21 protein-coding genes are annotated in these 26,310 nt (G+C 71.7%); 5 read left to right on the top strand and 16 right to left on the bottom strand.

Going from position 1 to position 26,310, the window contains the following annotated elements; all coding sequences use genetic code 11:
* The 5 genes from AB0C96_RS30590 to AB0C96_RS30570 all read right to left on the bottom strand — a co-directional run.
* Positions 1-5,798: toxin glutamine deamidase domain-containing protein (locus AB0C96_RS30590; protein WP_362921891.1), on the bottom strand; the 5,798-nt coding region annotated here is incomplete at its 3' end.
* Positions 5,799-5,923: 125 nt separating this feature from the next.
* Positions 5,924-6,421 (bottom strand): hypothetical protein, encoded by a 498-nt coding sequence (locus tag AB0C96_RS30585; RefSeq protein WP_362921820.1) that lies wholly within the window; start codon positions 6,419-6,421, stop codon positions 5,924-5,926.
* A 218-nt stretch (positions 6,422-6,639) separates the two neighbouring features.
* Positions 6,640-7,110, bottom strand: coding sequence for a hypothetical protein (locus tag AB0C96_RS30580; RefSeq protein ID WP_362921818.1), 471 nt, complete (start codon positions 7,108-7,110; stop codon positions 6,640-6,642).
* A gap of 157 nt (positions 7,111-7,267) precedes the next feature.
* Positions 7,268-8,071, bottom strand: a complete 804-nt coding sequence (locus AB0C96_RS30575) for a maleylpyruvate isomerase family mycothiol-dependent enzyme (RefSeq protein ID WP_362921817.1) — start codon at positions 8,069-8,071, stop codon at positions 7,268-7,270.
* 236 nt (positions 8,072-8,307) lie between these two features.
* Positions 8,308-10,272, bottom strand: coding sequence for an APC family permease (locus AB0C96_RS30570; protein WP_362921816.1), 1,965 nt, complete (start codon positions 10,270-10,272; stop codon positions 8,308-8,310).
* Positions 10,273-10,637: 365 nt separating this feature from the next.
* On the opposite strand from AB0C96_RS30570, the gene AB0C96_RS30565 reads away from it, so the two are divergent.
* Positions 10,638-11,132, top strand: a complete 495-nt coding sequence (locus AB0C96_RS30565) for a hypothetical protein (protein WP_362921815.1) — start codon at positions 10,638-10,640, stop codon at positions 11,130-11,132.
* Between the two features lie 160 nt (positions 11,133-11,292).
* On the opposite strand, the gene AB0C96_RS30560 is transcribed toward AB0C96_RS30565, so the two are convergent.
* The 6 genes from AB0C96_RS30560 to AB0C96_RS30535 form a co-directional block, all read right to left on the bottom strand.
* A complete protein-coding gene (locus tag AB0C96_RS30560; protein WP_033268640.1) occupies positions 11,293-11,598 on the bottom strand; it encodes a metalloregulator ArsR/SmtB family transcription factor in 306 nt (101 codons plus the stop codon).
* A 101-nt stretch (positions 11,599-11,699) separates the two neighbouring features.
* Positions 11,700-12,239, bottom strand: coding sequence for an SRPBCC family protein (locus tag AB0C96_RS30555; protein WP_362921814.1), 540 nt, complete (start codon positions 12,237-12,239; stop codon positions 11,700-11,702).
* 127 nt (positions 12,240-12,366) lie between these two features.
* On the bottom strand, positions 12,367-12,816 hold the full coding sequence (gene nirD / locus AB0C96_RS30550; protein WP_362921813.1) for a nitrite reductase small subunit NirD: 450 nt from the start codon (positions 12,814-12,816) through the stop codon (positions 12,367-12,369).
* The gene (gene nirB, locus AB0C96_RS30545; protein ID WP_362921812.1) at positions 12,816-15,428 is read right to left on the bottom strand and encodes a nitrite reductase large subunit NirB; all 2,613 of its coding nucleotides are present in this window, start codon (positions 15,426-15,428) and stop codon (positions 12,816-12,818) included. Before nirB ends, nirD begins: the two co-directional genes overlap by 1 nt.
* Positions 15,429-15,576: 148 nt before the next feature.
* Positions 15,577-17,601: a glycoside hydrolase gene (locus AB0C96_RS30540; protein ID WP_362921811.1), complete on the bottom strand. Its 2,025-nt coding sequence runs from the start codon at positions 17,599-17,601 to the stop codon at positions 15,577-15,579.
* Between the two features lie 108 nt (positions 17,602-17,709).
* On the bottom strand, positions 17,710-18,225 hold the full coding sequence (locus AB0C96_RS30535; protein WP_362921809.1) for a PadR family transcriptional regulator: 516 nt from the start codon (positions 18,223-18,225) through the stop codon (positions 17,710-17,712).
* Positions 18,226-18,328: 103 nt separating this feature from the next.
* Here AB0C96_RS30535 and AB0C96_RS30530 point away from each other — a divergent pair, with 103 nt between their 5' ends.
* Positions 18,329-19,054, top strand: a complete 726-nt coding sequence (locus AB0C96_RS30530) for an antibiotic biosynthesis monooxygenase (protein WP_362921807.1) — start codon at positions 18,329-18,331, stop codon at positions 19,052-19,054.
* 106 nt (positions 19,055-19,160) lie between these two features.
* On the opposite strand, the gene AB0C96_RS30525 is transcribed toward AB0C96_RS30530, so the two are convergent.
* From AB0C96_RS30525 to AB0C96_RS30515, 3 genes are read right to left on the bottom strand one after another with little or no spacing between them, the layout of a single operon-like run.
* Positions 19,161-20,351 (bottom strand): M20 family metallopeptidase, encoded by a 1,191-nt coding sequence (locus AB0C96_RS30525; protein ID WP_362921805.1) that lies wholly within the window; start codon positions 20,349-20,351, stop codon positions 19,161-19,163.
* Positions 20,352-20,361: 10 nt separating this feature from the next.
* On the bottom strand, positions 20,362-20,652 hold the full coding sequence (locus AB0C96_RS30520; RefSeq protein ID WP_362921804.1) for a DUF397 domain-containing protein: 291 nt from the start codon (positions 20,650-20,652) through the stop codon (positions 20,362-20,364).
* Entirely contained in the window at positions 20,649-21,479 is an 831-nt protein-coding gene (locus AB0C96_RS30515) for a helix-turn-helix transcriptional regulator (protein ID WP_362921802.1), read from the bottom strand. The genes AB0C96_RS30520 and AB0C96_RS30515 overlap by 4 nt, the downstream gene beginning before the upstream one ends.
* Positions 21,480-21,653: 174 nt before the next feature.
* Here AB0C96_RS30515 and AB0C96_RS30510 point away from each other — a divergent pair, with 174 nt between their 5' ends.
* The 3 genes from AB0C96_RS30510 to AB0C96_RS30500 all read left to right on the top strand — a co-directional run bounded on the left by AB0C96_RS30510 (position 21,654) and on the right by AB0C96_RS30500 (position 23,658).
* On the top strand, positions 21,654-21,953 hold the full coding sequence (locus AB0C96_RS30510) for a hypothetical protein (RefSeq protein WP_362921800.1): 300 nt from the start codon (positions 21,654-21,656) through the stop codon (positions 21,951-21,953).
* Positions 21,954-22,047: 94 nt separating this feature from the next.
* A complete protein-coding gene (locus AB0C96_RS30505; RefSeq protein ID WP_362921799.1) occupies positions 22,048-23,394 on the top strand; it encodes a ferric reductase-like transmembrane domain-containing protein in 1,347 nt (448 codons plus the stop codon).
* A gap of 63 nt (positions 23,395-23,457) precedes the next feature.
* On the top strand, positions 23,458-23,658 hold the full coding sequence (locus AB0C96_RS30500) for a hypothetical protein (protein ID WP_362921797.1): 201 nt from the start codon (positions 23,458-23,460) through the stop codon (positions 23,656-23,658).
* Positions 23,659-23,816: 158 nt separating this feature from the next.
* On the opposite strand, the gene AB0C96_RS30495 is transcribed toward AB0C96_RS30500, so the two are convergent.
* Together AB0C96_RS30495 and AB0C96_RS30490 are read right to left on the bottom strand one after the other, a co-directional pair.
* Positions 23,817-24,716, bottom strand: coding sequence for an aldo/keto reductase (locus AB0C96_RS30495; RefSeq protein ID WP_362921795.1), 900 nt, complete (start codon positions 24,714-24,716; stop codon positions 23,817-23,819).
* A gap of 59 nt (positions 24,717-24,775) precedes the next feature.
* Positions 24,776-26,005, bottom strand: a complete 1,230-nt coding sequence (locus tag AB0C96_RS30490) for a glycosyltransferase (RefSeq protein ID WP_362921889.1) — start codon at positions 26,003-26,005, stop codon at positions 24,776-24,778.
* Positions 26,006-26,310: the final 305 nt, after the last annotated feature.

Here is a 26,310-nt window from a genome sequence, read left to right as displayed (position 1 = left end):
GGGTCCGAATGCCCCTTTGGCTGGTCCTCCGCACCGTCTTCCGGGGCCGTCGGCTGCGACTCCTGGGAGGAGTCTTGCGGCTGCTGCTCCTGTTGCTGCTGCTCCTGTTGCGGCTGCTCCTGTGGCTGCTGCTCCTGTTGCGGCTGCTGCTCGTGCTGCTGCTGTTCGTGCTGTTCGTGCTGTTCGTGCTGTTGCTGGGGGGTGGGCTGGGTCTCGTTGGGGTTTTGGTCGTGGGGGTTCTGCTGCTGGGTGTGGGGTGCCGACTGCTGTTGCTGGGGTTGCTGAGTAGGCCCGTTCTGCTGCTGCTGCTGAGCCTGTGCGTTCTGCTGCTGGTGTGGAGCGGTCTGCTCTTGCTTCGGTGCAGGCTGCTGCTGCTGTTGCTGCGGGGTCGGCTGCTGCTGAGGAGTCGACTGCTGTTGCTGGGGTGCAGGCTGCTGCTGCGGAGTCGACTGTTGCTGCTGAGGAGCCGGCTGCTGCTGGTGAGGGGTGGGCTGGGCCTGGTTGGGGTTTTGGTCGTGGGGGGCCTGTTGCTGGGTGTGGGGTGCCGACTGCTGTTGCTGGGGTTGCTGAGTGGGCGCGTTCTGCTGCTGCTGGTGCTGCTGCTGGGCCTGCGCGTTCTGCTGCTGGTGCGGTGCGGTCTGCTGTTGCTTCGGGGCAGGCTGCTGTTGCTGCTGGGGGGCAGGCTGCTGCTGAGGAGTCGGCTGCTGCTTCGGAGCAGGCTGTTGCTGCTGCGGGGTCGGCTGCTGCGGGGGAGCCGGCTGTTGCTGTTGCTGGGCGTACGGTCCCGGCTGTTGCTGCGGGGTCGGCTGTTGCGGGTGAGGTTGCTGGTAGGGCCCGGGCTGCTGGGGCTGCTGCTGCGCATACGGGTTCTGCTGCTGGGGCTGCGCCTGCTGCTGGTGCGGCTGGGCGTATGGCCCCGGCTGCTGCTGGGCGTACGGGTTGTGCTGTTGGGGCTGCGCCTGCTGCTGGGCGTAGGGGTTCTGGTGCTGGGCCTGCTGCTGGTGCGGCTGCGCGTACGGGTTGGCCTGCTGCGGCATCGGCTGCTGCTGCTGGGGCTGCTGATACGGGCCGGGCTGTTGTTGCGGGCTCGGCTGCTGGTGGGGCTGCTGGGCGTACGGCTGCTGCTGGTGCGGTTGCTGGGCGTAGGGGCCCGGCTGCTGCTGTTGGGCGTAGGGGTTCTGCTGCTGAGGTGACTGCTGCGCGTACGGGTTGGCCTGCTGCGGCGCCGGCTGCTGCTGGTGCGGCTGCGCGTACGGGCCCGGCTGCTGCTGGTTCTGCGGCTGCTGGGCGTACGGGGTCGGTTGCTGCTGGTGGGGTTGCTGGTACGGGCCGGGCTGCTGCTGCGGCTGTTGGGTGTACGGGCTTTGCTGCGGCTGCGGCTGCGCGTAGGGGTTCGGCTGGGCCTGCTGTTGGTGCGGCTGCGGCTGCGGGTGTGCCTGGGCTTGCTGCTGTGCCTGGGCCTGAGCCTGCTGCTGTGCCTGGGCCTGGGCCTGGGCCTGAGCTTGTGCCTGGGCTTGCTGCTGCGCCTGGGCCTGCTGTTGGGCCTGTGCCTGCGCCTGTGCCTGTGCCTGGGCTTGTTGCTGGGCGTGGGCCTGCGCTTGTGCCTGTTGCTGCGCCTGGGCCTGCTGTTGGGCGTGCGCCTGCGCCTGGGCCTGCTGCTGAGCCTGTGCCTGCGCTTGTTGCTGGGCCTGCGCCTGCGCCTGTGCCTGTTGCTGTGCCTGAGCGTGAGCCTGGGCCTGCTGCTGTGCCTGCGCCTGTGCCTGCTGCTGTGCCTGTGCCTGCTGCTGTGCCTGGGCTTGCTGTTGGGCGTGGGCCTGTTGCTGGGCCTGGTTTTGTTGGGGCTGGTTCTGCTGGGGGGTTTGGTTCTGGGCGGTGGCGGGATCGAAGGGCTGGCGGTTGGCGTCGGTGATGAGGTGCCAGACGTTCTCGGCACTGGTGTTGATGGGCTGCTGGCTGACCTTGCCGGTCTGGCTGTCTACCCATACGACCCGGCCGTTGTGGTTGACGGCGTTGAAGACATGGGCGCCGCCGCCGGAGCCGTCCGGGTTCTTCGGCCAGGTGACGAGGACGGCAGCCGCGGCGCCGGGGCCGGCCTGGCGGAGCTCGTTGGCTATGCGATCGTAGCCGTCCTTGGAGTTCGGGCCGGAGTTGCGGAACTTGGCGCCGGTGTACTGCTCGATGTTGGCGGTGCCGTTGTGTTCGCCGGATGCGCGGTCGATGCCGCCCTTGCCGTCCGGGTCGTAGGTGCGGACCCCGGACACCTGCGGGTTGCCGTACCAGGACTCCATGAAGGAGCGGGTGCAGTCGGCGCAGTTGTTGGAGCGGCCGAGGACGTTGGGGCCGCCGTCGTTCTGGAGCTGGGCCCAGGGCTGGAAGGGGTCGTTGAACGCGCGCGGGGTGCCGTCCGGGTTCCGCGGGAAGTTCGCTTCCAACGCCTGCTGGTCGTGCGGGAACGGTGAGTACAGGCCGTGGGGCTGGAAGTTGAGGCCGGCCCGGACGTTCAGGTGGCTGCGCAGGTTCGGCGGCTGGGGGACCGGCGCCTGGTGCTGCTGTTGCTGCTGCTGGTGGGGGAGGGGCTGGGGCTGGTTGGGGTTCTGGTGGTGGGGGGCCTGCTGCTGGGCGTACGGTGCGGGCTGTTGCTGGGCGTACGGGTTTGGCTGCTGGGCGTGCGGGGCCGGCTGTTGCTGGGCGTACGGGTTTGGCTGCTGGGTGTGCGGCGCGGGCTGTTGCTGGGCGTACGGGTTCGGCTGCTGGGCCTGCGGCGCCGGCTGCTGCTGGTGTGGCTGCTGGGCGTACGGGTTCTGCTGTTGAGGCTGCGCCTGCTGCTGGTGCGGCTGGGGCTGTGCCTGCTGCTGGGGCTGCTGCTGGTAGGGCTGGTTCTGCTGCTGAGGCTGTTGGTACTGAGGCTGCTGGTTCTGCGGCTGCTGGTAGGGGAAGTTCGGGGTGGGGGCGGCGGGAGCCTGGGCGCCAGGGGTCGTGGGGGCCTGCTCCGGGGTGTCGGTCCGGGGGCGGTCCGAGCCGGAGGGCGAAGGCTGCTGTGCCCCGTCCGGGCGCGACGGGCTGGACGGCGGTGCGCTGTCGGGATGGGTGGCGTCGGGACGCGTGCTGTCCGGGCGAGAGCCGTCGGGGCGAGGGGCGTTGTCGGGGCTGCCGGGGGTTTCCGGGCGGGAGTCGTCGTTGCGTGCCGGGCCGTCGAGGCGCGGGTTGTGCGGGGGACGCTCCGGGCTCGGCTGCTGGGTGTGGTCCTGGATCACCTGCGAGCCGTCGGGACGGCGGTTGTCGCCGGGCGGTGTGGTGGGCGCGTCCCGGCGCGGGCCGTCGAGGCGGGGGTTGTGCGGGGGCGCGGTCTGGTCCTGACGCGGGCCGTCCAGACGGGGGTTGTAGGCCGGGCGCTCCGGGGCGGGCCGCTGGGTGTGGTCCTGGACCGCCTGCGAGCCGTCGGGACGCCGGTTGGTGGGGCGGGCAGAAGCGTTTCCGCCGGTGGCGGAGGCGTTTCCGTTGCCGTTGGGCCGGCTGCCACCGGTGTTGGACGGGTTGCCGCCGGTGTTGGAGGGGGTGCCCCCGGTGTTGGAGGGCGTGCCGCCGCGGGGCGGGGCGGCGGCGGTGGGGCCGGCCTGGTGCGGCACGGCACCCATCATCATCGGGCCGTTGGCCTGGGGGCTGTTGGACTGCGCCTGCTGGGGGGTGGGGCCGGCGGTGGGCGCACTGGTGCCGGGGTCGGCGGTGTGCTGGGTGGGCGGGGGGAGGGTGGCGGTGCCGGCGGACTGCGTGGTGACGGTGGTGTCGTTGGGGTCGGCGGTGGGCATGGGGTCGCCCGGTGCCGGGTCACGCTGCTGGATCGGCTGGCTGGAGGGGGCGTGCTGGACGGGGGCGCCCTGCGCCGGTGCACCGACGTGCGGCATCGAAACGCGGCTGCCGCCGCTGCCGGTGGTGCTGTCCCCGTTGGCGGACCCGTTGCCGTTGCCGTTGCTGTCGTGGGAGCCGGCGGAACCGTCGCCGTAGGAGGGCGCGTTGCCTGCCACGGCGTCGGGCGACTGCGAGGGCGACGGCGACTGCTGCGGTGCGTCCGGCTGGGGGGTGTGGTCCGGTGCCGGCTGGGTGCTGATGGGCTCCGGGGCCGGGGCGGGGCGGGCCGCGTCCGGGGTGTTGTCGTGGGTGGGCTGGGTGCCGACCGAGTCGCTGTCCGCGTCGGGGCGGGCGAAGCCGGGGGTGGTGTCCCGGGTCGGCTGGGTGCTGACCGAGTCCGCGTCCGCGTCGGGGCGGGCTGCCTCCGGGGTGTGGTCCGGAGTGGGCTGGGTGCTGACGGAGTCCGCGTCCGTGTTGGGACGCGCGGAGTCCGGGCTGTGGTCGGGCGTCGGCTGGGTGCTCGGGGTGTCTGAGTCCGGGCGGGAGGAGTCGTGTGCCACGCCGGAGTCCGGGGTGGGGCCGGAATCCGGGGAGTGCGCGTTGCCGGAGGGGCCGTCGTTGCTGCCCTGGAAGCCTTCGTCGAACGGGGAGCGCTGGTCCGGCGGGGGGAGCGGCTGCGCGTCCGGGACGGTGTGCGGGGTGTCCGAGCCGTTGGTGGGGCCGTCGGAGGCGGACGACGGGCGCGAGCCGCTGCCACCGTCCGCACCGTCGGAGGCGCCGCCACGGTCGGAGGCACCGCCACCGTCGGAAGCACCGCCACGGTCGGAAGCGCCCCCGGCGTCGGATGCGCCCGCGTTGTCCGAAGCGCGCGGGGTGTGGCTGGTGGAGCCGCCGCCGTCCGAGCCGCCTCGGCCGCTCCCGCCCGCGCCGGAGTCACTGGAGCCAGAACCAGAGCCGGAGTTGGAGCCGGACGAGGTGCTGCCGGAGCCGCCACCGTCCGAACCGCTGCCGGAACTGCCGTTGCCGGAGCTGTTACCGGACCCGCTGCCACTCGAACCGCTGTTGCCGGAGCCCGCTCCGTCGCCCGAACCCGACTCGCCGGAACGGCCGTTGGAGCTGTTGCCTGAGCTGCTGTCCGAGCCGCTGTCCGAGCTGCTGGAGTCGCCGGAGTGGCCTCCGTCCCCGCCGTCTCCGCTGCCGTGCTCGCCGCCGCGGCCGGCGGCGTGGTCCAGTCCGCCGCGGGCGCGGTGGCCGGCGCGGTGACCGGCGCCGTCCCGCAGGCTCTCGCCGAGCGTCTCGCCGGTGTTCTCCACGGCGTCCTTGGCCGCGGAGTAGCCCTGCTTGAGGGTGCGGCCGACGTGGTAACCGTTCTGGGCGCCGAAGTTCTGGTTGACGGTCTGCGCGATGATGTCGGAGACCATGGCCTCCAGCGCGGAGATCACCGGCTCCTTGGCGGCCTCAAGGATCGCGTCCAGCAGCTGCTTGGCGACCTCCTTGAGGATCTTGCGGACCATCTCGCGGGTGAACAGCGTCGCCGCCGCACCACCGATTTCGGACAGGCCCAGCGTGAAGGGTGCCGCGGCTTGCGCGGCGATGATTTCGGCCGCCAATATCGCCAATTGGACAATGACGGCGATCTTCATCCCGATGACGAGGGCCGCGGCGGCCTCGAAGGTGAAGGCGATGACCTCGGCCGCTTCGCGGGCGTCGTTGAAGTAGCCCGAGCCGCCGCCGAACTTCTCCCAGGTCTTGTTGAAGCCCTCGATCGAGTCGCCGGCGTTCTGGCTGAGCACATTGGACGCCGCCGTCGCACCACGCGCCTGGTGCCCCTCGACCTCCGCCGCGAACGTGCGCCAGACGTTGGCGCACTCGATCAGCTTGTCCTCGTCGGCAGTCGGCCAGTTGAAGCCGAGCATCTCAAGGACCCACTCAAGAGAGTACGGCAGCATCATGGACAAGGTGGAGCTCCCCCGTGGAATGTGTTACGGCATGGTGCGAGACCGGCGGCGGCCCGGCAGGAGGCGCCTAGGTCACAGGTGTGGACCGATGGGTCACGGATGTGGACCGGCAGATGACGTCAGTGCTGGGCGCGCGTGAAGGTGACCTGGGTTTTGGGGTTCTTCGTGGGGTCCGACCACGCCTCGTCGTTCTTGACGTGCTGGTTCATCAGCGCCTCGTTGAAGTCCTCGTTCTCCGCATGGTTCTTGGACATCTCGGTCAGCGCCTTGCCGATCTCCTGGAGCTTTGCGGAGAGGTGCCCCATGGACTCGTTCATGCCGTCACGGACGCCCTCGTAGACGACGCCGAACTTCTCGCCGATGTCGTCGTCGCCCCACGGCGGACGCCCGTCCTTGCTGGCGAACGAGGTGAGCCCGCTCACGAACTGCTGGCCGAACGACTTCTTCTCCGGCTCCGGCTCCTTGACGTCGCTGGCCGGCGGGCCCGCGTCCAGCGCGTGAAGGCCGTTCATCAGCCGCTTCAGCGAATTGTGGAAGTCCTCACCGAGCTTGGTGAAGTTCGTGCCCTCGGACTTGAGGGACTCCACATCTGTCTGGAAACCGTCTGCACCGGCCACAACGCCCCCCGCGTTCGTAATGGTTACCCAATGACATATTCAAGCCAAAGCTTAACGGGAGCCAAGGACAGCCCACCAGTTGCTATCGCATGTGTGGATGGGTGGACGGGCAGACGGGTGGAGGGGTGGACGCCCCGTGTCCCGTCCGGTGAGCGATCCCCGCCCGGTAATGACCCCGCCTGGTAGTGACCCCGGTCCGGCAGTGACCCCCGCCCGGTTCAGGAACTGCCCGGTTCAGGTCCGGTCTGCTCAGGACCCGTCTGCTCAGGTCCTGTCTGCTGAGGTTCCGTCTGCTCGGGGCTGCTCGGCCGGTAGAAGCGGTGGTACAGCTCTACCGCCTCCGCCGGCGGGAAGTTGGGCAGGAACGTCACATCGCCGTTGACCTTCGAGATGGCGACATTGCTTCCGCCGGGTGAGGACGGCGGGGCGGTGGGGTCCTCGGGTGCCGGCCAGCCCGCGTACACCAGGTAGCCGGCGTCGAATTCGTGGACGAACAGGGCACTCGGGCCGCCGGGCGAACCGACCTCGGGGAAGTGCTGCCGACCGATCTCCAGCGCCTCTCCCTCGGTCGTCGGCACGGGGCGCGGTGCGCTGTCGTCCGTCGCCTCGATCTGGGGAGGGGTCGGAGGCAGTGGGGGAGGGGTCGGGGGGAGGGCGGGATTGTTCCCCGTCTGGTCGGAATCGGCCATGACGCGGTCTCCTTCGGCGTGATCTTGTCGGTGATGCTCAACCTAACTCACGCCGGGAGGGCCGGATCGGTTCACCTCCGATGGAGGACATCGTGCAATGCCGGCCGTCCTGCGCCCGGGAGCTCCTCACACGGTCCAACGGCAGCCCGTAGGCCGTTCATCCGAACTGGACCTGTGCCAGCCAGTACTCCAGAAGCTCCGTGCTGCCGCTGACCTCGACGGTCTCCTTGTCGGTGGTCTGCCGGCCGTAGATCAGGAGCAGCAGGTCGGTCAGTGGGGCGCGGACGGACACCGCGGCCGGTTCGTGGGCGCGGCGCCAGGCCAGGGCGTCGCCGGTGAGGTCGACGAGCCAGTCGGCGGCGGCCTCGGGCGGGGTGTCCGTGGCATGGAAATGCAGGGTGCGGCCGGGGCCGAGGAGTTCGCGCCGGTCCGGGTGGAAGTCGAACATCTCGGGGAGCGAGCCCAGCTCCATCCACTCGTCGAGGGCGTCGACGGCGACCCGCTGCTCGACGGTGAAGTCCGCACCGAGGGTCAGGACCATGTCGGCCCGGTGGACGACCGTTTCGTGGGCCATACGGCGGGCGAAGAAGCGGGCGGTGCCATAGCCCTGGAGCGGGGTCCAGATCTTGGCGTCGGGGCCGGCGGCGCGCAGGGTGCCGGCGAGGCGTTCGGCGCCTTCGGCGAGCCAGGCGGCGAGTCGGGCCGGCGGCTCGGTGGTGTCACGGGGCAGGACGCGGAGCGCGGTCTCCGGAGGGGGCTCGGTCGCCCGGGTCCGGACGATCTCCTCGACCCAGTGGTAGACCTCGCCCAGATGCCGTAGCAGCTGGGCGAGGTTCCAGTCCGGGCAGGACGGCACGGATGCGGTCAGGTCGACGTCGCCCTCCCGTAGGGCGGTCGCGAGCAGGCCGGCCTGTGTGACGATCGCGGCGCAGTGACTGTCGAAATCCATGGTGGAGTCCATGACGTCACGGTAGAGCGCACCACTGGCAACGGGCGGTTACCACATGCGGGACGGGGCGACGGCCTGGGGCGACCACCTGGGGTGACCGGCGCCGGCCGCCCAGCCGGCGCCGCACCCGTCCCATCCGCATCCCCGTCCCCATCCGTATCCCCGTCCCCATCCGTATCCCCGTTCCCGTCCCCGCACCCGTTCCTGTCCCCACCCCCGTCCCCATCCGCGTCCCCCTCCGCGTCCTGTTACGACGCGCGGTTCCCCGCCTCCAGCCGGAACCGCAGTCGGCAGATGACCGCGTCCGTGTCCCGCCGGACCGCGTGCGCGACGACCGCGCCGCGCTGGTTCTGGAGCAGCCGCTGCCACAGGTGGGCGGGTTCGGCCTCCGGTATCAGGACGGTGACGCGGGTGCCGGGGCGGCGGGCGGTCAGATCGGTGACGTAGTCGGCGATGGGACGGCCGATCGAACGGGTCGCGGAGGGGAGTTCGAGCAGCTCCACGCCCGGGTTCCAGAGCTCCCAGTCGCGGCGCAGCGCTTCGGTGGCCGGGCGGTCGTCGGGGTCCGCGTAGGTGACGGTGACCGCCACCACCTCGTCGCCCAGCGACACCGCCGCGTTCAGCGCTTCGCAGGTCAGCCGGGACAGATGGGAGACGGGGACGACGACCAGGGAGGTGGCGCGGCGCGGCGGTTCGGGCACCCGGCCCAGGCCGAGCCGCTCACCGATCCGCCCGTAGGCGCGGTGGACCGCCTCGAAGGCCAGCACCAGCACGGGCAGCGCCACGACGATCAGCCAGGCGCCCTCGGTGAACTTGGTGGCGGTCACCACGACCGCCGAGACGCCGGTGAGCAGCGCACCGAAGCCGTTCAGCGCGGCCTTGCCGCGCCAGCCGGGGGAGCGCTCCAGGCGCCAGTGCCGGACCATGCCGACCTGGCAGATGGTGAAGCCGACGAAGACGCCGATGGCGAAGAGCGGGACGAGGGTGTTCACGTCGCCGCCGGAGAAGACGAGGAGGGCCGCGGCGACCGCGGCGAGGGCCAGGACACCGTGGCGGTGGACCTGGCGGTCCGCCTTCAGGCCGAAGACGTGCGGCAGGTAGTTGTCCCGGGCGAGCAGCCCCATCAGCACGGGCAGGCCGCCGAAGGAGGTGTTCGCGGCCAGCGCGAGCAGGATCATGGTGGCGAACTGGACGACGTAGAAAGCCCAGTTGTGGCCGAGGGAGGCGTCCGCCAGCTGTGCGAGGACGGTGACGCCCTCGACCGGCTGGAGGTGGAAGCGGCCGATCAGGACGGACAGGCCGATCAGCATCACGCCGAGCAGGGCGCCGAGCGCGACCTCGGTGCGCTGGGCCCGCTTGGCGGCCGGGGCGCGGAAGGCCGGCACCGCGTTGGCGACCGCCTCCACACCGGTCAGCGCCGAGCAGCCGGCGGCGAACGCCTTGAGCAGCAGCAGCGCGCCGACGGTGGTGGCGTTCTGGGCGAGTACGGAGGCGTGCCCGTCGGCGGTGACGGTGGAGGCGGGGGCGTCGCGGAACAGACCGACGACGACCATCGCCAGGATGGCGCCGATGAAGACCGCGGTGGGGACGAGGAACGCCTTCGCCGAGTCGACGATGCCGCGCAGGTTGATGGCGGTGATCAGGACGAGAACGGCCAGGCAGATCCACACGCGGTCCTGATAGAGCGCGGGGAAGGCGGAGGTGAGCGCCGCCACGCCGGCCGTCACCGACACCGCGACGTTCAGGACGTAGTCGAGGATCAGCGACGCCGCGGCGACCAGGGCGGTGCGGCGCCCGAGGTGGGTCCTGGCGACCGCGTACGAACCGCCGCCGTTGGGGAACGCGGCGATCACCTGGCGGTACGAGGCGACCAGCACGGCGAGCAGGGCGGCGATGGCCAGCGTGACGGGGAGCGTGAAGCCGAGCCCGTAGCCGCCCGCCGCGGCCAGGACCAGCACGATCGACTCCGGTCCGTACGCGACGGAGGCCATGGCGTCGAGCGAGAGGGCGGCCAGGCCCTGGAGCGCGGTGAGTCGGTGGCGGGCGTCGGGCTCGGGGGCCTGGAGGCCCTCCGCGCCCGCTCCCGTGGTGCCGGTGCCGGTGCCGGTGCCGGTGCCGTTGCCGGCGCCACCGGACCGGGCGGTGGTGACCGCGCCGATGTCGGTATCCGGCGGTTCCTCGGGCCGGCCATCGGGCTGGGACACCATCGACATCGTTCGTCGTACCTCTCCGTACGGAGCTGGGGCGCTGGGGCGCTGCTGCGCTGAGGCGCTGCTGCACTGAGGCGCTGGGGCGCTGAGCTGGGACCAGCCCAGCGTGCGGGGCGGTACGGCGGACGTCGCCGGGCCTTGGCGGCCCCTTGGCGGCCGATGGGGTGTTCTTCACGGAATCTTGACGCGGCGCACGGGGGCGCGATGGCTCGACGCCGCGGCGGCCGGCCGGTTTTCACGCCTGCCGTGGCCACTTTCCGGCGTCGGTGTCAACGATGCGTCATCGGTGCGTCAAGGCTGCTGGGAACCGCGTCAGTGACGCGCAAACGTCCCCGGCGGTCTTCGGGCGCGGTCCTAGCTTCATGGCCATGGACCACGACCGGACCTGGCTGCCCGAGATGCGGGCCGCGCTCTGGTGCACGGCCGGGCTGTTCACCGTGATGCTGCTGGTCGACCTCGCCAACGGCACGCTCACCCCGTGGCGCACGCTGTGCTGGGTGACGGTCGCGCTGCTGCTGTTCTCGGTCCTCGCTCCGCCACGGGTCAGCGCCGGCGAGGGCTGGCTGGCGTCCCGGGGGCTGGTGCGCACGCACCGGGTCCATACGGACCTGTTGGTCGTCGTCCGCCGTGAGGACGGGACGGCCTCCCGGCTGGTGCTGCGGGACGCCCTGGGCGGCCGGGTGGTGCTGGACCCCAAGGTGCTCACCGCGAATCCGATGCTGTGGCACCGCCTGGACCGGGGCGTACGCCGCTCCCGTGAACGCGGGCTGCTCCGCTGCGGCGCGGCCCCGCTCCAGGCGTTGGCGGACCGGATAGACGGCGACGGTGCACTGGCGGTGTTCGAGGCGTCCGGACTGGAGTGAGCGTGGGCGTCGGGGGACCGGGTACCGGGCGGTCCGCGCGCTCCGGACCCCGCGCTGCGGACCCCGGCTGCGTGCCCCTCCCCGCGGCCTCGCACAGCCGCCGGCCCCCGGACCCCGCGCCGCGCGCCCCTCCCCTCGGCCTCGCGCGGCCGCCCGCCCCTCACTCGCCTTCGGCGAGGCGCTTGATGGCCGACAGCCGGCTGTCCCAGGCCGCGGCCACCCGGTCCATCCACCGGGCGGTGACCCCGAGCCGCTCGGGTATGACCCGGTAGCGCGCCTCCCGGCCCTCCCGGTGGCCGGCGACCAGGCCGGCCCGGTCCAGGACCCCCAGGTGTTTGACGATGGCCTGGCGGCTGACCGGGAGCTCGGCCGCCAGCACCGTGGCGGTCGCCTCGCCGTGTGCGGCGAGGGCGTCGAGTATCCGGCGGCGGGTGGGGTCCGCGAGCGCGGCGAACACCTCCGCCACGGCGTCCCCGCCCGCACCCGACCCCGGGCCCGACCCCGCACCCGACCCCGGGCCCCGGTCCGCGCCCCGGTCCGGGCCCGCGTCCGCTGCTTCGCCGGTCGTCATGCCGCGAGCCGCTCCGTGTACTGCTTGACGTTCTCCATCTGGCCGGACCAGCCGTCGGAGTGGCTCTCGTACCCGGCGGTGCGCCGACGCTCCTCGGGGATGACGATCTCCGCGAACCCGGTCTCCACGACGCGCAGGCGGGTGCCGTCGCCCTCCGGTGTGAGGGTGAACTCGACGAGCGTGGAGTTGCCCTCGATCGCCACCTCGCCCGGGTAGGCGCTGGCCCAGCGGTACGAGAAGTGGTGCGGCGGATCCACCTTCACGATCGTGGTCGGGAACTGGCCGTACTCGCCGTGGTCGAGGTGCATGATGCCGCCCGGCCGCAGGTCGACCGGCGTGGGCTGGCCCTGGCCGAACCACGAGCCGACGTGCTCGGGCTCGGTCAGTACCGCCCAGACCCGTTCCACGGGCGCGGCGATGCTGATCTCCCGTTCGATGCGGTTGCGGTCCTCGCCGGTGGTGCGGGTGTCGCCGGCGTCGTTGCCGGTGGTGTGCGTGGCGTGGCTGCCGGCGCCATGGGGGCTGTCGGTGCTCATGGGGTGCTCCTCCTGTCGAACCCTTCCCTTACGTGCTACCCAATGGTTGCACGTGGGTGCGGGAGGTGCAACCCATGGGTTGCGCGTTCCTGTGTTCTCCTCGTGGTGGCCGGCCCGTCGCGGGGGCTCAGTCCTCGTCGCCCTCCGCCCCGCCCCGGACCCGTACGCGATACGTCGGGACGGACACCTCCGGATCGTCCAGGCAGGTCCCCGTCGCCAGGTCGAAACGCTGCTTGAGCAGCGGTGACGCCACGAACGGACGGCCCGCGGTCGAACCGGTCAGGCCGCGGGAGAGGACCTGCGCGCCGGTGAACGGATCGCGGTTGCCGATCGCGTGGATCCGGCCGGTCCGGTCCAGGAACAGCGCGGCCTGGGTGCCGCACGGGAGGAGGGCGGCGACCCCGCGCCCGGGGATCAGGTCGTCCGGCCCGCAGACCGCGAGCCAGTCGCCCTCCGGGTGTCGGATCTCCACGGCCGTCCCCGCCGTCGGGCCGGCCGGCGCGGTAACAGGGGTGGAAACAGGGGTGGAAACAGAGATGGTGTCAGCGGTAGTTGCAGGAGCGGTCGCGGTCGTCATCAGGCGGAGGTCCCTTCCAGGGTGCGAACGGGCAGGGTCGGCCCGGCCAGCAGCGTCAGGTCCGGCTTGACCTGGTCGCGCTCCGGGATGAAGCGGACGGACGGGTCCGGGGCGTCGGGTGCGTTGACGAACGAGACGAAGCGGGCCAGCCGCTCGGGGTCGGCCAGCGTCTCGGCCCATTCGTCGCGGTAGTGGGTGACGTGGGCGGCCATCAGGGCCTCCAACTCGTCGCAGAGCCCGAGCGCATCGTGCACGACGACATCGCGCACGTGGTCCAGGCCGCCCTCGATCCGCTCCAGCCAGGTGGAGGTGCGCTCCAGGCGGTCGGCGGTGCGGATGTAGAACATCAGGAAGCGGTCGATCAGCCGGATCAGCTCGGCGTCGCCGAGGTCCTGGGCGAGCAGGTCCGCATGGCGTGGGGTGGCGCCGCCGTTTCCGCCGACGTAGAGGTTCCAGCCGTTCGCCGTGGCGATCACACCGAAGTCCTTGGACTGGGCCTCCGCGCACTCGCGGGCGCAGCCGGAGACCGCGGACTTCAGCTTGTGCGGCGCGCGCAGCCCCCGGTAGCGCAGCTCCAGTTCGATCGCCATACGGACCGAGTCCTGCACGCCGTAGCGGCACCAGGTCTGCCCGACACAGGACTTCACGGTGCGCAGCGCCTTGCCGTAGGCATGGCCCGACTCGAAGCCGGCGTCCACCAACCGCGCCCAGATGACCGGCAGTTGATCGACCCGTGCGCCGAAGAGGTCGATCCGCTGACCGCCGGTGATCTTGGTGTAGAGGCCGAAGTCCCGCGCCACCTCACCGATGACGATGAGCTTCTCCGGGGTGATCTCGCCGCCCGGGATGCGGGGCACGATCGAGTAGGACCCGTTCTTCTGGAGGTTGGCGAGGAAGTGGTCGTTGGTGTCCTGGAGCGCCGCCTGCTCGCCGTGGAGGACGTAGCCGTCGGCACCGACCGAGGGCGCGAGGGAGGCGATCACCGAGCCGACGGCCGGCTTGCAGATCTCGCAGCCCTCCCCGCCCCGCGCCTCCTGACGGCCGTGCGCGTCGAGCAGCTCGGCGTAGGAGGTGATCCGGCGGACGCGGACGATCTCGTAGAGCTCGGCGCGGGTGTGCGGGAAGCAGCCGCACAGGCTCTGGTCACCGCTGTCCGGCAGCAGTTTGCCGATCAGCTTGACGCAACTGCCGCACCCGGTACCCGCCTTGGTGCACTGCTTCACCTCCGGGAGCGTCTCGCAGGCCTGGATGGCGTCCTTGGTGACATTGTGACAGCTACAGATCACCGCGTCGCCGGGCAGCGCGTCCGGACCGAGCGCCGCCCGGCCGACGTCCGCCGCGACCCCGGCCGGCAGCACCAGCTGCTCGGGCGCCAGCGGGGGAACGGTGCCGGTGAGCGGGCGCAGCATGCCGTACGCCTCGGCATCGCCGACCAGCACCCCGCCCAGCAGCTCGCCGGCCGCGCCGATCACCAGCTTCTTGTAGACACCGCTGCGGGCGTCGGAGTAGACCACGTCCAGACAGCCGTCGGTGGCGCCGTGCGCATCGCCGAAGGAGGCCACGTCCACACCGAGCAGCTTGAGCTTGGTGGACAGGTCGGCGCCGGTGAACCCGTCCGACGGCGCAGCGGCGTCGGCGTCGAGCTGCCCGGCGACGGCGCCGGCCACCACGCGCGCCATGTCGTACCCCGGCGCGACCAGGCCGTAGACCCGCCCGTCGGCGGCCAGCGCGCACTCGCCGATCGCGTACACCGCGGGATCGTCGGTCCGGCACTGCTCGTCGACGATGATGCCGCCGCGCCGGCCGACCGGCAGGCCGCAGTCCCGGGCGAGCTGGTCGCGGGGGCGGACCCCGGCGGAGAAGACCACCAGATCGGTCTCGATCCGGGAGTCGTCGGACAGCCCCATGGCGGTCACCGCGCCCGCCCCGTCCGCGACGATCTCCTTGCCGCCGACGCCGGTGTGCACCTCCAGGCCCATCCCCTCGACCGTACGGCGCAGCGCCCGACCGCCGCCCTCGTCGACCTGGAGCGCCATCAGCCGCGGCGCGAACTCCACGATGTGGGTGCGCAGCCCGAGCCCCTTGAGCGCACCGGCCGCCTCCAGGCCGAGCAGCCCGCCGCCGACCACCACACCCGTGCGGGCGTTCTCGGCGTACTCCTCGATGGCCAGCAGATCCTCGATCGTGCGGTAGACGAAGCAGCCCGTGCTGTCCTTGCCGGGCACCGGCGGCACGAACGGGTACGAGCCGGTGGCCAGCACCAGGGTGTCGTAGCGGACGGTCAGGCCGGAGCGGGCGGTGACCGTGCGGGCGGCGCGGTCGATGGCCGTCGCCGGGTCGCCCAGGTGCAGTTCGATGCCGTGCCGGGCCATGAAGTCGGGATCGACCAGGCTCAGCTGGTCCGGCGTCCGCCCGGAGAAGTACGAGGTCAGCTGGACCCGGTCATAGGCCGGGCGGGGCTCCTCACACAGGACGACCACCCGTGCGCGCCCGGTGACCCCACGGTCGGCCAGCTCCTCCAGGAAGCGCTGGCCGACCATGCCGTGGCCTACGAGGACGAGGGTGGGGGTGGTGCCTGCTGTGGCGTCGGGGTGCGGGTGTGTGGTGGTCATGCTCGTCAGCCTGCGGTCCGGCTGTTACCCGCCCGCATCTGCACTGTTTCCCGGGCGGAACGCTGCCCTCAGTGCGGCGCCGGCGATCGTGTGAGGCGCGGTCGCCGGCCCCGGCCTCACACCATCGCCGACCCCGGGCCGGGCGGGCTCAGGAGCCCAGGTCGGCCGGGCACAGGCGGCGTGGGGACCGGTCCGTGCCCAGCTTGGCGTCCACGCAGCCGCCCGGCAGCCCCTGGTGGGCCCGGGTGCCGAAGTTGGCGGTGACGGTCAGGGCGCCGTCGCCGAAGACCGTCCGCTGGACGGTGCGGTCGTCCGTCAGCCACCGGAAGGACGTCATCCGCTCGGTGCCGGCGGCGCGGTGCAGCGGCGAGAAGTACTTCTGGAGCGCGGCGAGCTCCGGCCCGTGCTGTCGGAGCGAGGGGCCGTCGAGGACGTAGTTGAGCGGCGTGTTGTAGAGCATGGCGAGCAGCGCGCGGGTGGTCTTCTGCTGCGGCAGCTTGTCGTACGCCAGCTCCCACCGCTCGACGTTGACCAGCGAGCCGTGCAGGGCGGTTTCGTAGAGCGGGACGCGGTACGTCGGGTCGTACATCGCCTTGGCCAGGTCGGCCGGCAGCTGCACCGGCTTGAAGAAGGCCTTCGGGGCGTTCTGCGGGTAGTAGCCGCCCCAGTTCTGCTTGTCGCGCTCCAGCGGCCAGAGGCCGTCGGCGACCGGGGTGCCCGAGCCGTGGTCGAAGGCCAGCACCTGGTTCGCCCAGGGCTGGGCGGACTCGGAGCCGAGGACGAGGTGCTGGGACAGCCGGCGCATCCGGGCGAGCCGGTTCGCGCGGTCGCCGGCCTTGGTCATCTCATGGCCCTTGGTGTGGTCGCGGAACACCTCACCCGTCGCGTCGACGTCGAGGAAGTAGCTGTCCGCACCGTTGGCGGTCATGGTGCGGGTACGGTCGGCGAGGTAGTGCCGGCTCGGTTCGGCCTGCTCGAAGGCGCGCGAGCTGAGGTAGCAGCCGCGGCCCCCGAAACCGGACTCCGGCGTGCCGTCCGCCTTTCGTATACAGAAGTCGGGGTAGACCCGGCCGGGCCAGGCCGAGGTGGGGCTGTCGGCGGTCTTGGGGTCCTGTCCGTTGGCGAAGGTGTCGTACGGGCCGACGAGGTAGCCGGCCTGTTTGGCGGCCCGTACGGCCGCGGCGTTCATCGGGTCGGGCCCGGCGTCGTAACCGAGCCACATCCGGTCCACGCCGAGCCGCTTGAGCGCGCCGACGCCCTCGGCGGTCCGGGCCCCGCCCCACACATAGGCGTGGAAGGCGCCGAGCAGCCTGGCGTTGGCCGGGTTCTTCCGGATCTTCGTGCGCAGGCTGCCGAGTTGGCCGCGCTGGGCCAGGTACGAGCGGTAGTCGGCGGCCGGGGCGACCGGATTGCCGTCGGTGAGGGCGAAGGTGACCTCGTAGCTGCGGGTGTCCTCACCGGCGTCGAAGGCGTGGGCGGCGGTGGCGCGCAGTCGACCCCCGGTGGAGGCGAAGCTCAGCGAGGTGCCGATGTCGGTGGGGGTGAGGTAGCTGACGCCACTCCCGCCGCCGGAGCCGCCGTCCCCCTTCATCGTGTAGCCCCACAGCGGGAGGGCCAGGTCGCCGCCCACGTCGACCTTGCTGCCCGCCAGCCCGCCCTTCGCGGAGTTCCAGAACGCGTCCCGCACGGGGATGTCCAGGCCCTCGCCGCGCGGCAGTTGGACCGCGGACGCGGCGCGGTCGGTACCGGTCACCGGCCAGCTCACCGACCCGTCGCGGTCCGCCCGCAGCCTGATCCGCAGCCGCCCGTGCTCCGCAGCGGCCGTCACGCTCAGCCCCTTGGCGGGGTAGCTCCAGCGCGCCCCGTCAGCCGTGCGGGTCACCGGCCCCGGTCCGCCGAGCCCGCCGGCGGCCGCTTCGGACAGCACCAGCTCCCGCCCGTCGCCGGTGCGTGCGGTCACCGCGAGGGTGCTGGTGTCGACGACGGCGGTACCGCCGGCGACCGGCAGTTCGAGGCGGCTGCCCTTGAGGGTGCCGGCGGCGGCGCTGTCGCACCCGGTGACGCCGAGGGCGGTCGCCGCCAGCGCGAGGGAGGCCGCGAGGACCCGGCCGGCGGTGCCGCTACGGCCGTGTCCGGCACGGGAGTTGGGTGCCGTGGGGGTGGTGGATGTCATGGGAACTGGATAGTCCCGGGGCTTAAGAAGCTTCTAAGAACCCGGGGCCTGAGAAGCTTCCGAGAACCCGGGGCTTGAGAAGCTTCCGAGAGCCCGTCGCGGCCGGTCTCACGAGCCGCGCTGCTCCACCCACCGCCAGAAGTCCAGCATCATCTGCTCATAACGGATGCCGAACTCCAGCGCCTCACGCTGCCCCCGCGTCAACAACTCGCCCACGCTCTCGGCGATTTCCTCGTACTCCATGAGCGTGCGGTGGTGCTCGTCGAGCTGGACCGGGGCGTGCACCTCCGGCCGTGCCCCGAACCACAGCTTGAGGATGCCGCGCTCACGCGCCTCCACGGGCACGAACGTGGGGTCGGCGAGCCACTCCTCCAGCGCCTCCTTGCCGGCCACCGTCAGCGTCATCACCCTGCGGTTGCGCCCGCCCGACTGCCGGACCTCCGACAACAGGCCCGCCTCCACGAGCCGGTCGCACTGTGCGTACACCTGCGCATGCGGCATCGACCAGAACGGCGCCACCGTACGGGCGGCCTCGACCTTCACGTCATACGGACTGGCCTCACCGAGCGTGTCGACGATGCCGAGTACGAGGAACGAGGGCGTGGTCAACCGGGCTTGAGGCATGCCGCGACCGTATCGCGCTCACCGGAGGACGCGGGAAGTTGACCTCAACCGCGGTTGACGTTGAAGGGTGAGGCGCACCGATCCGACCGGAGGTGCGCGACACATGGCACGACGACGAACCCTGCCCGACCTCACCCGGCCCGATGCCGGCACGACGCTCGTCAGCGAGTGGCATGTGGGGACGGCAGCGCGGCAACGCGCCGCGGCAGAGGTGCTGCTCGGCGAGTGGGACGAGCTGTCCGCCCGGCTGCGCCCCACGGCGTTCGTGCAGCTCAGCTGCTTCGCGAGCGAGGACGGGCGGGTGCTGCTCAGCCTCGCGCAGTGGACCGGCGACGAGGCCCACCTCGCCTTCGTGCGTGAGCACCGAGCGGCACTGGTGAGCCGTGTCGACCAACAGGTTCCGGGGATCGAGCGACCCGGACTGGTGCGCTACCGGGTGCTGCACAACATCGTCCCGGAAACCGCGGCGCAGACCGCCGATCACATCGCCCTGCTGCGCGCCGAGACCCGGTCACCGGACCGGGCCCGACACTGGGCCGACGACACGGCCGCCCGACTGCACGACACGGCCGCCCGGGTGCACGGCAATACAGCCCGACTGCACGACACGGCCGGCGCCGGCTCGGGGGCCGTCCACGTCCTGCTGAGCACGGACGGCACGAACGTGCTTCTGTACGCACCGCTCGCCCCTGTCACCCACCCCAGCAGCGGGAACCCGATCTTCCCGACGGTCAACGGGTCCTTCCCGGCGCCCGACGGAGCGGAGGTCCACATCCACCCTCCGCAGCGGTACCACCTGCTGGGCAGTGTCCAGGGAGTGCGCTCGTAGCGCTCGTAGCGCACGTAGCGCACGTAGGCCCGTTTGCCGTGGCGCCCCGACCGGTGATCTGCGTGACCGGTGGTCTGCGCGCCCGGCGGACTACGCACCCGGCGGACTACGCCGCGTCGAGCCGCCGCGCCGCCAGCTCCGCGTACAGCGCCGCCCCGTCCGCCAGCACCGCATCGTCGAACTCGGCGAGCGGGGAATGGTTGTTGGGAGTGCGCTCATGGTCGGCGCCGGCCGGCGGGGCGCCGAGGAAGAGCATCGCACCGGGCACCTCGGCCAGCACGCGGGAGAAGTCCTCCGAACCCTGTAGCGGATTCGGCATCGGCGCCCAGCGCTCCTCGCCCAGCGCCGCACGCACCGTGTCCGCCACGAAGTCCGCCTCCGCGACGTCGTTGACGGTGATCGGGTACACCTCGACGAAGTCCGCATCCACCGCCACGCCGTACGCCGCCGCGATGCCCCGGCACACCTCCACCGTGCCGTCCTTGACCCGCGCCTGGGCCGCGTCCGAGAAACTGCGCACGGTCGCCTCGAAGACCGCGGTCTCCGGGATGACGTTCTGCTTCGTACCGGCGTGGAAGGTGCCCACCGAGAGGATCACCGGGTCGAAGACGTCGAAGGTACGGGTGATCCACGCCTGGAGGGCGGTCACCATCGCACACGCCGCCTGCACCGGGTCCTTGGCGCGGTACGGCATCGAACCGTGCCCGCCCTCGCCGCGCACCGTCACCCGCAGCGTGTTGGACGCGGCCATCGCCGGGCCACCACGGGTACGGAAGACCCCGCTCGGCAGACCGGCCGACAGCACATGGATCGCATACGCCGCCGTCGGCCGCTGCCCGGCCGCGTCCAGCAGTCCTTCTGCGAGCATGTGCCGCGCCCCGTCGTAGCCCTCCTCGCCCGGCTGGAACATGAACACCACGTCACCGGCGAGCCGCTCGCGATGCGCGCAGAGCAGCTTGGCGGCGCCGGTGAGCATGGTGGTGTGCAGGTCGTGACCGCAGGCGTGCATCCGCCCGTTGTCGGCGGCGAAGTCCAGCCCGGTGCGCTCGTCGACCGGCAGCGCGTCCATGTCCCCGCGCAGCAGCACCGCCGGGCCGGGCCGCCCGCCCCGCAGCACCGCGGTGACGGAACTCAGCCCCTCGCCGGTCGTGACGTCCAGCGGAAGCCCGTCCAACTCGGTCAGCACCGCCTCCTGCGTACGGGGCAGTTCCAGCCCGGTCTCCGGGATGCGGTGCAGGGAACGGCGCAGCCGCACGAGGTCGTCGGCCAGGGCGCGGGCGTCGTCACGGAGGTTCATCGGAGGCTCCTTATGTGGGGAGCTCTCCATTCTTGACCGCGGTGACGAACGAGGACCAGCCCGCCGCGGAGAAGATCAGCGCCGGCCCGTCCTTGTCCTTGCTGTCCCGGACGGGGACGAGGCCGTGGGGCCGGGCGGCGAGGGAGCGGGAGAATTCGAGGCAGGCCCCGCCGTTGCCCTCGCTGTAGGAGGACTTGACCCAGGCGAAGTCGCGGGTGAACTCGACGCAGTCGCCGCCGTTGGCGTCGCTGTAGGACGACTTGACCCACGTGGCCGCGCTGAGATCCAAGTTGGTGCTCATTCGCGGTACTCCTTGAACAGAGTCTTGATCAGGGCCGCCGATTGCTCAGGGCACAACGCGTGTGCCCTGAGCAGATCATAGTCATCCAGGGCCGCGTCGACCGTTTGTGCGGAGTCGTACATCCTGCCTCCTACCCGCGTCTCCGTGTACAGCACCGCCCGAGAGTCCGTGAAGCGCAGCACAGTGAAGGGCCTTGTGGACGCGGCTGGAGCACCTGCGGAGAAGGGCATGACCTGAAGCTTGACGTGCGGCGACGCAGTCACCGCCAGCAGATACTCAAGCTGCTCGGCCATGACCCGGGTACCCCCTACGACTGTTCGCAGACATGCCTCGTGCACGATGGTCCACAGGAATGGCGGGGGGTCCAGCTCGAACACTTCGCGCCGTCGCAGACGCGCGGCGACCTTGCCTTCGATTACTTCCGATTCTTCCCGGGAGAAGTACGCCTGGAAGATGGCTCGTGCGTAACCCTCTGTCTGGAGGAGCCCCTTCACGACGTTGGTCGAGTAGTCCAGTATCCGTGACGCCTTGCGCTCCAAGTTGGCATACGGAACGAACCAGCTCGGATGGTCCCCCTCCTCGATCCTCTTCAGCAGCCCCGCGAATAACTCGCCCGTTCCGAACGCGGTGTCGCATCCCTTGGCGAACTTCTCACTAGGGCGGGGCAACAGCGTCCCGGACTCGACCTTGCTGACGTAGCCGTCGGAGTAGCCGGTGGCCTTGGCCAGGTGCTTCTGTGTGAGGTTGCGGGCCAGACGTACCTGTCTGACGTCGCGGCCGAAGCGCTGGAGCGGATTCAAGTGCTCGGGTGGGGTGGTCTCGTCCAACGCTATGACCTCTCGTCATGTGGGCGTACGTCGGCATCACGGCACGTCGCGGCTTTGAATGCTGCCGGTTCAACCACCCCCATTCTATTGCTCGTTGCGTTGTCTCCGTGACCGAATGACTACAACCGGTATCCAGCGATCCATCGCGGAGCGACGGAGAGACGGAGTGACGGAATGAGCGACACCAGCGCGAGGCTGCTGCCGTGGTCGGACCCCGAGGGCAAGACCTGCCTTCTCGTAGGCGACGGGACCGGGTACGTGTCCCGCGTCGCCGACGACATCGAGGCGGAGCAGCTCAGCTACGCCGCCGAACTCATCGACGAGGCACGGTGCCTCCTCGACGGGCGGACCTGGACGTCCGGGGAACTGCAACTGCTGGCCGTCGAGCTGACCGAGGCGCTCGCCGAGGTACGCCGGGTCGCCGAGAGTCGAGGCGCGCGTCTTCGTGCATGGGCGGAGGCCCAGGGTTCTTAACCCCCGGTCAGCCGACCCTCAAGGCTGCCTTAAGGAATCGAATTCGGGGCCTGACCTGCCGTTTCGGCCGGCCCCGCGGCCTTAGGTTCGGCCCGTGACCAGCCACGCCGCCACCCCGCACACACCCCTGCCCCCGCTACGCGCCTCGCCGCGCGCCCTGCTGATCGGGCTGGCCGCCGGTGCGGGGCTGGTCGTCCTCCTCTGGCTGGTACAGGCCGAGCCCTCGGCCCGGCTCGATGCGCTGTTCGCCACCCTCGCGCACCTCAGCGGACTGCTCGCCGGCTACGGCATCCTGGCGATGCTGCTGCTGATGGCCCGGGTGCCGGCCGTCGAACACGGCGTCGGCGCCGACCGGTTGGCCCGCTGGCACGCCCTCGGCGGCCGCTACGTCCTCACCCTCTGTCTCGCGCACACCGCCTTCGCGCTGTGCGGGTACGCGGCCCACACGGGCAGCGACATGCTCACCGCCACTCTCCGTCTGCTGGGCTACCCGGGCCTCGCCGCGGCGGCCGCCGGCACCGCGCTGCTGGCCGGTGTCGGCGTCACGTCGGCGCGCGCGGTCCGCCGTCGGGTACGGCACGAGACCTGGCGCGCCGCACACCTGCTGACGTACGCGGGCGCCGCGCTCGCCTTCGCGCACCAGCTCTCCGGCCCCGATCTGGTCGGCGGCCCGTTCGCCGTCTGGCTGTGGACGCTGCTGCACACCACCGTCGGCACCCTGCTGGTCTGGTACCGCCTGGTCGTGCCGGTACGGCAGGCGCTGCGGCACGGTCTGCGGGTTGTCGAGGTACGGGTCGAGGGGCCCGGAGTGGTCTCGGTGGTCATGCGCGGGCACGGGCTGGACGCGCTACGGGCCGAGCCGGGGCAGTTCTTCCGCTGGCGGTTCCTGGACCGGCGGCTGTGGCGCACGTCGCTGCCCTTCTCGCTCTCCGCGCCCGTGCGGAACGACACCCTGCGGATCACGGTCAAGGCGTGCGGCGACCACACGCGACGGGTCCGGAGGCTCCGGCCGGGCGTGCGAGTGCTGGCCACCGGGCCGTTCGGGGCGCTCACCGCGCACCGGCGGACCCGGCGCAAGGTGCTGCTGCTCGCCGGCGGTGTCGGCATCACCCCGATGCGGGCCCTCTTCGAGACCCTGCCGGGCGGCCCCGGAGACCTCACCCTCCTCTATCGGGCGGGCAGCGCCGACCAGTTGGTGCTGCGCGAGGAGCTGGAGGCGATCGCGTACGCACGCGGTGCGGCGCTGCACTACCTCATCGGACCGTCCGACGAACCCTTCGACCCGCTGGCCCCGCGCGCCCTGCGCAATCTCGTCCCCGACCTCGCCGAACACGATGTCTACCTCTGCGGTCCGCCCGGTATGTCCCGGGCCGCGGTCAGCGCTCTCCGGAAGGCCGGAGTCCCCGAGTCCCGTATCCACACCGAGCAATTCACCTTCTGAACCGCGCACTTCAGCACCATCGGCCGTCCGCACCCACCCCACCACCAAGAGGAACCGCCGCCCATGGCACGTCACCGCAAGCCGCCCGTCGTTCCGGCCGGCACCCTGCGCGCCCGCCGTCAGCTCGCCGTCTGCCTGGCGGGTGCCAGCGCGCTCGCCGCCACCCTGCTCTCCCAGACGGTCGCCCCGGCCGCCCCGCCGGCGCCCGACCGCGCACCGGTCGGCCACACCCTCCCGGGCCCGCAGGCCGCGCCCGGGAGGTGACGCGGGGTCCTGGGCATCGCCGTGATCGGTTCCCTGCTCAACGGCCACGCCGAGACGTCCGTCGCCCAGGACACCGCCCCCCGAGCCAGATCAGCCGGCCGGATCAGCCGGCCAGATCACCCGGCCTCTGAGCACCCGGACTGTCAGACGCGGGCCCACTACCCGGCGTCCCGGTCGGCGAGGGCGTCGAGCCGGGTCAGGTCCGCCTCCGTCAGGGCGACGTCGGACGCGGCCAGGTTCTGGTCCAGGTGCGCGGGCGAACCCGTACCGGGGGTGGGCAGCAGGACGGGGGAGCGGTGCAGCAGCCAGGCCAGCGCGATCTGGCCGGTGGTGGCGCCGTGCCGGGCCGCGACGGCGGCGAGCGTGGCGCCCGCGTCGCCGGTCAGCGCGCCGTGCCCCAGCGGGAACCACGGCAGAAAGGCCGTCCCCTGCTCCTCGCACCGCTCCAGCACCCCCTCCGAGGCGCGGTCCAGCAGGTTGTAGCGGTTCTGTACGGAGGCGATGGGCACCAACTTCTGAGCCTGCGCCAGCTCCTGTTCGTCGACCGAGTCCAGGCCGATATGCCGGATCTTCCCCTGCTGCTGGAGCTCCTGTAGCGCGCCCAGTTGGTCGGCCATCGGTACCTCGGGGTCCAGCCGGTGCAACTGGTAGAGGTCGATGGTCTCGGTGCGCAAGCGGCGCAGGCTCGCCTCGCACATGGCCCGTAGCTGCTCCGGTCGCCCCGCGATGTGCCAGACGTCCGGGCCGGTGCGCACCACCCCGCCCTTGGTGGCGACCACCAGCCCCTGCGGATACGGATGCAGGGCGCGCGCCACCAACTCCTCGGCCACGTCCGGACCGTAGTTGTCGGCGGTGTCGATCAGCGTGACCCCGCGCTTCACGGCCCGTCGCAGCAACGCGACGGCGCGCTCCGGGTCGTCGTGCCGCGACCCCCAGTAGCCGGGGCCGACGAGCCCGCCCGTGCCGAACCCCAGCCGCCCGACCGGCAGATCACCGCCGATCGGGAAGGACCGGCGCACGCCGGAGGTGTCAGCAGTCTCACCAGTCTCAGCATCCATAGGTGCGGAGTCTAGGAACTCCTGACGGAGAGCTCTCGGGAAGGTCGGCGCCGGGTGGTTCACGCGGATGCCGTCGGCCCTCCTCGGCTGATCGTGTCGAGCAGCAGCTGCGCGGCCACCGTCGCTCCGTCCGTGCGGACCATGCCGGCCACGGCGGTCGCCCGTGCGCGGGTCTCGGCGGCCAGGGCCGTCCCGAGCGCGGCCGACAGGGACTCGAAGGTCGGAGTCGGACCGTCGTGCGCCACCCCGATGCCCAGGTCGGCGACCCGGCCGGCCCAGTACGGCTGGTCCGCCAGCTGGGGCACCACCACCTGGGACGCGCCGGCCCGGGTAGCCGTCGTCGTGGTGCCCGCGCCGCCGTGGTGCACAACGGCGGCCACCCGGCTGAACAGTGCGTGCTGGTTGACCTCGCCGACGACGAAGCAGTCGTCCCGGCCGTCGATCAGGCCCAGTTCGGCCCAGCCGCGGGCCACTACCACGCGGCGGCCCTGCGCCCGGACCGCCTCGATGGCCACCTGGGCGATGTCCGTCGATGCGTGCATGGGCATACTGCCGAAGCCCACGTACACCGGCGGTGTGCCGGCATCCAGGAACGCCACCAACTCGGCCGGGAGCGGCTGAACATCGGACAGGATCCACGCGCCGGTCTGGACGACGTTCAGTTCCGGCGTCCCCTGCCACGGGTCCAGGACCGGGTCCGTCGCCAGCCACGGCTGGTCGCCGATGACGTAGTCGCGGACGTCGTCCACCGGTGGCAGGCCGTTGGCCACCCGGTTCGTGTTGAGCGCCTCGCCGAACAGCGCGTTGACGCTCTGGGCGTCCAGGTCCCACAGCACCCGGTTGTCGGTCACCTCCGGCGGCAGCGGCCGGCCCGGATACGCCAGCGGCGGGCGGTGCGGGGACGGCAGGGTGAGCTGCTGGAAGGTCACGGAAACGGAGCGGATGCCCAGCCGCTCGGCCACCGATAGCGCGCCGGCCGCGGCCGGCATCATGCCGGTCGCCACCACCACATCGCATCCCTCGGCCGCCGCGGTGATCGCGTCGAACTGGCTGGCGATCACCTCGGCCGCACGCTGGGGCAGGGACGACGCGGGCGGTGCCGCCTTCGTCCATGCGCGCGCCGACCGGCCGACCGGCACCAGTGGCACGCCGACACCGGCCAGCCGCTGTGCGAAGTCCTCGTCCGGCGGCGCGCACACCCGCACCTCCGCGCCGAGTCCCCGCAACCGCTCCGCGAGTCCCGCCAGCGGTTCCACGTCCCCGCGCGACCCATACGTCGACAACACCACACGCACTTCGCGACTCCCCTGTCCACAACTTCTTGCCTGCGGCCGGTGATTCTGCGGCATTAACCGGGTCTTGCCGCAAGGCCCCCCATGCGCTATACGTTGAGAGTGGCAAGGAGCGAGTAACCTCCTTGCCCTTTCCTTTTGTTCTCTTCCTTTTGTCCTCCGCTGTGGGGGAGGGGAAGTAGCCACCTCCCGCTAGTCGCCATTCCCTGAGTGGCGCCGGAGTGGTACGGGATGAGCCCCGTGAGCGGGGCTGGGAAACTTCGGCGGAGGGCGCCCCGCGGTAGCCCCCGGCTGGCAGGATG

It is taken from the genome of Streptomyces sp. NPDC048506 (genome assembly GCF_040651315.1).
Taxonomy (GTDB): Bacteria; Actinomycetota; Actinomycetes; order Streptomycetales; family Streptomycetaceae; genus Streptomyces.
The sequence above is the reverse complement of the archived record's forward strand: the minus strand, read 5'-3'. Positions and strand labels throughout refer to the sequence as shown.

Excerpts from the sequence above, each read along its gene's own strand:
- AB0C96_RS30580 (WP_362921818.1), bottom strand. The coding sequence starts at position 7,110 with ATGGCCGATTCCGACCAGACGGGGAACAATCCCGCCCTCCCCCCGACC.
- AB0C96_RS30575 (WP_362921817.1), bottom strand. The coding sequence starts at position 8,071 with ATGGACTCCACCATGGATTTCGACAGTCACTGCGCCGCGATCGTCACA.
- AB0C96_RS30570 (WP_362921816.1), bottom strand. The coding sequence starts at position 10,272 with ATGTCGATGGTGTCCCAGCCCGATGGCCGGCCCGAGGAACCGCCGGAT.
- AB0C96_RS30565 (WP_362921815.1), top strand. The coding sequence starts at position 10,638 with ATGGACCACGACCGGACCTGGCTGCCCGAGATGCGGGCCGCGCTCTGG.
- AB0C96_RS30555 (WP_362921814.1), bottom strand. The coding sequence starts at position 12,239 with ATGAGCACCGACAGCCCCCATGGCGCCGGCAGCCACGCCACGCACACC.
- nirD (WP_362921813.1), bottom strand. The coding sequence starts at position 12,816 with ATGACGACCGCGACCGCTCCTGCAACTACCGCTGACACCATCTCTGTT.
- nirB (WP_362921812.1), bottom strand. The coding sequence starts at position 15,428 with ATGACCACCACACACCCGCACCCCGACGCCACAGCAGGCACCACCCCC.
- AB0C96_RS30540 (WP_362921811.1), bottom strand. The coding sequence starts at position 17,601 with ATGACATCCACCACCCCCACGGCACCCAACTCCCGTGCCGGACACGGC.
- AB0C96_RS30535 (WP_362921809.1), bottom strand. The coding sequence starts at position 18,225 with ATGCCTCAAGCCCGGTTGACCACGCCCTCGTTCCTCGTACTCGGCATC.
- AB0C96_RS30530 (WP_362921807.1), top strand. The coding sequence starts at position 18,329 with ATGGCACGACGACGAACCCTGCCCGACCTCACCCGGCCCGATGCCGGC.
- AB0C96_RS30525 (WP_362921805.1), bottom strand. The coding sequence starts at position 20,351 with ATGAACCTCCGTGACGACGCCCGCGCCCTGGCCGACGACCTCGTGCGG.
- AB0C96_RS30520 (WP_362921804.1), bottom strand. The coding sequence starts at position 20,652 with ATGAGCACCAACTTGGATCTCAGCGCGGCCACGTGGGTCAAGTCGTCC.
- AB0C96_RS30510 (WP_362921800.1), top strand. The coding sequence starts at position 21,654 with ATGAGCGACACCAGCGCGAGGCTGCTGCCGTGGTCGGACCCCGAGGGC.
- AB0C96_RS30500 (WP_362921797.1), top strand. The coding sequence starts at position 23,458 with ATGGCACGTCACCGCAAGCCGCCCGTCGTTCCGGCCGGCACCCTGCGC.
- AB0C96_RS30495 (WP_362921795.1), bottom strand. The coding sequence starts at position 24,716 with ATGGATGCTGAGACTGGTGAGACTGCTGACACCTCCGGCGTGCGCCGG.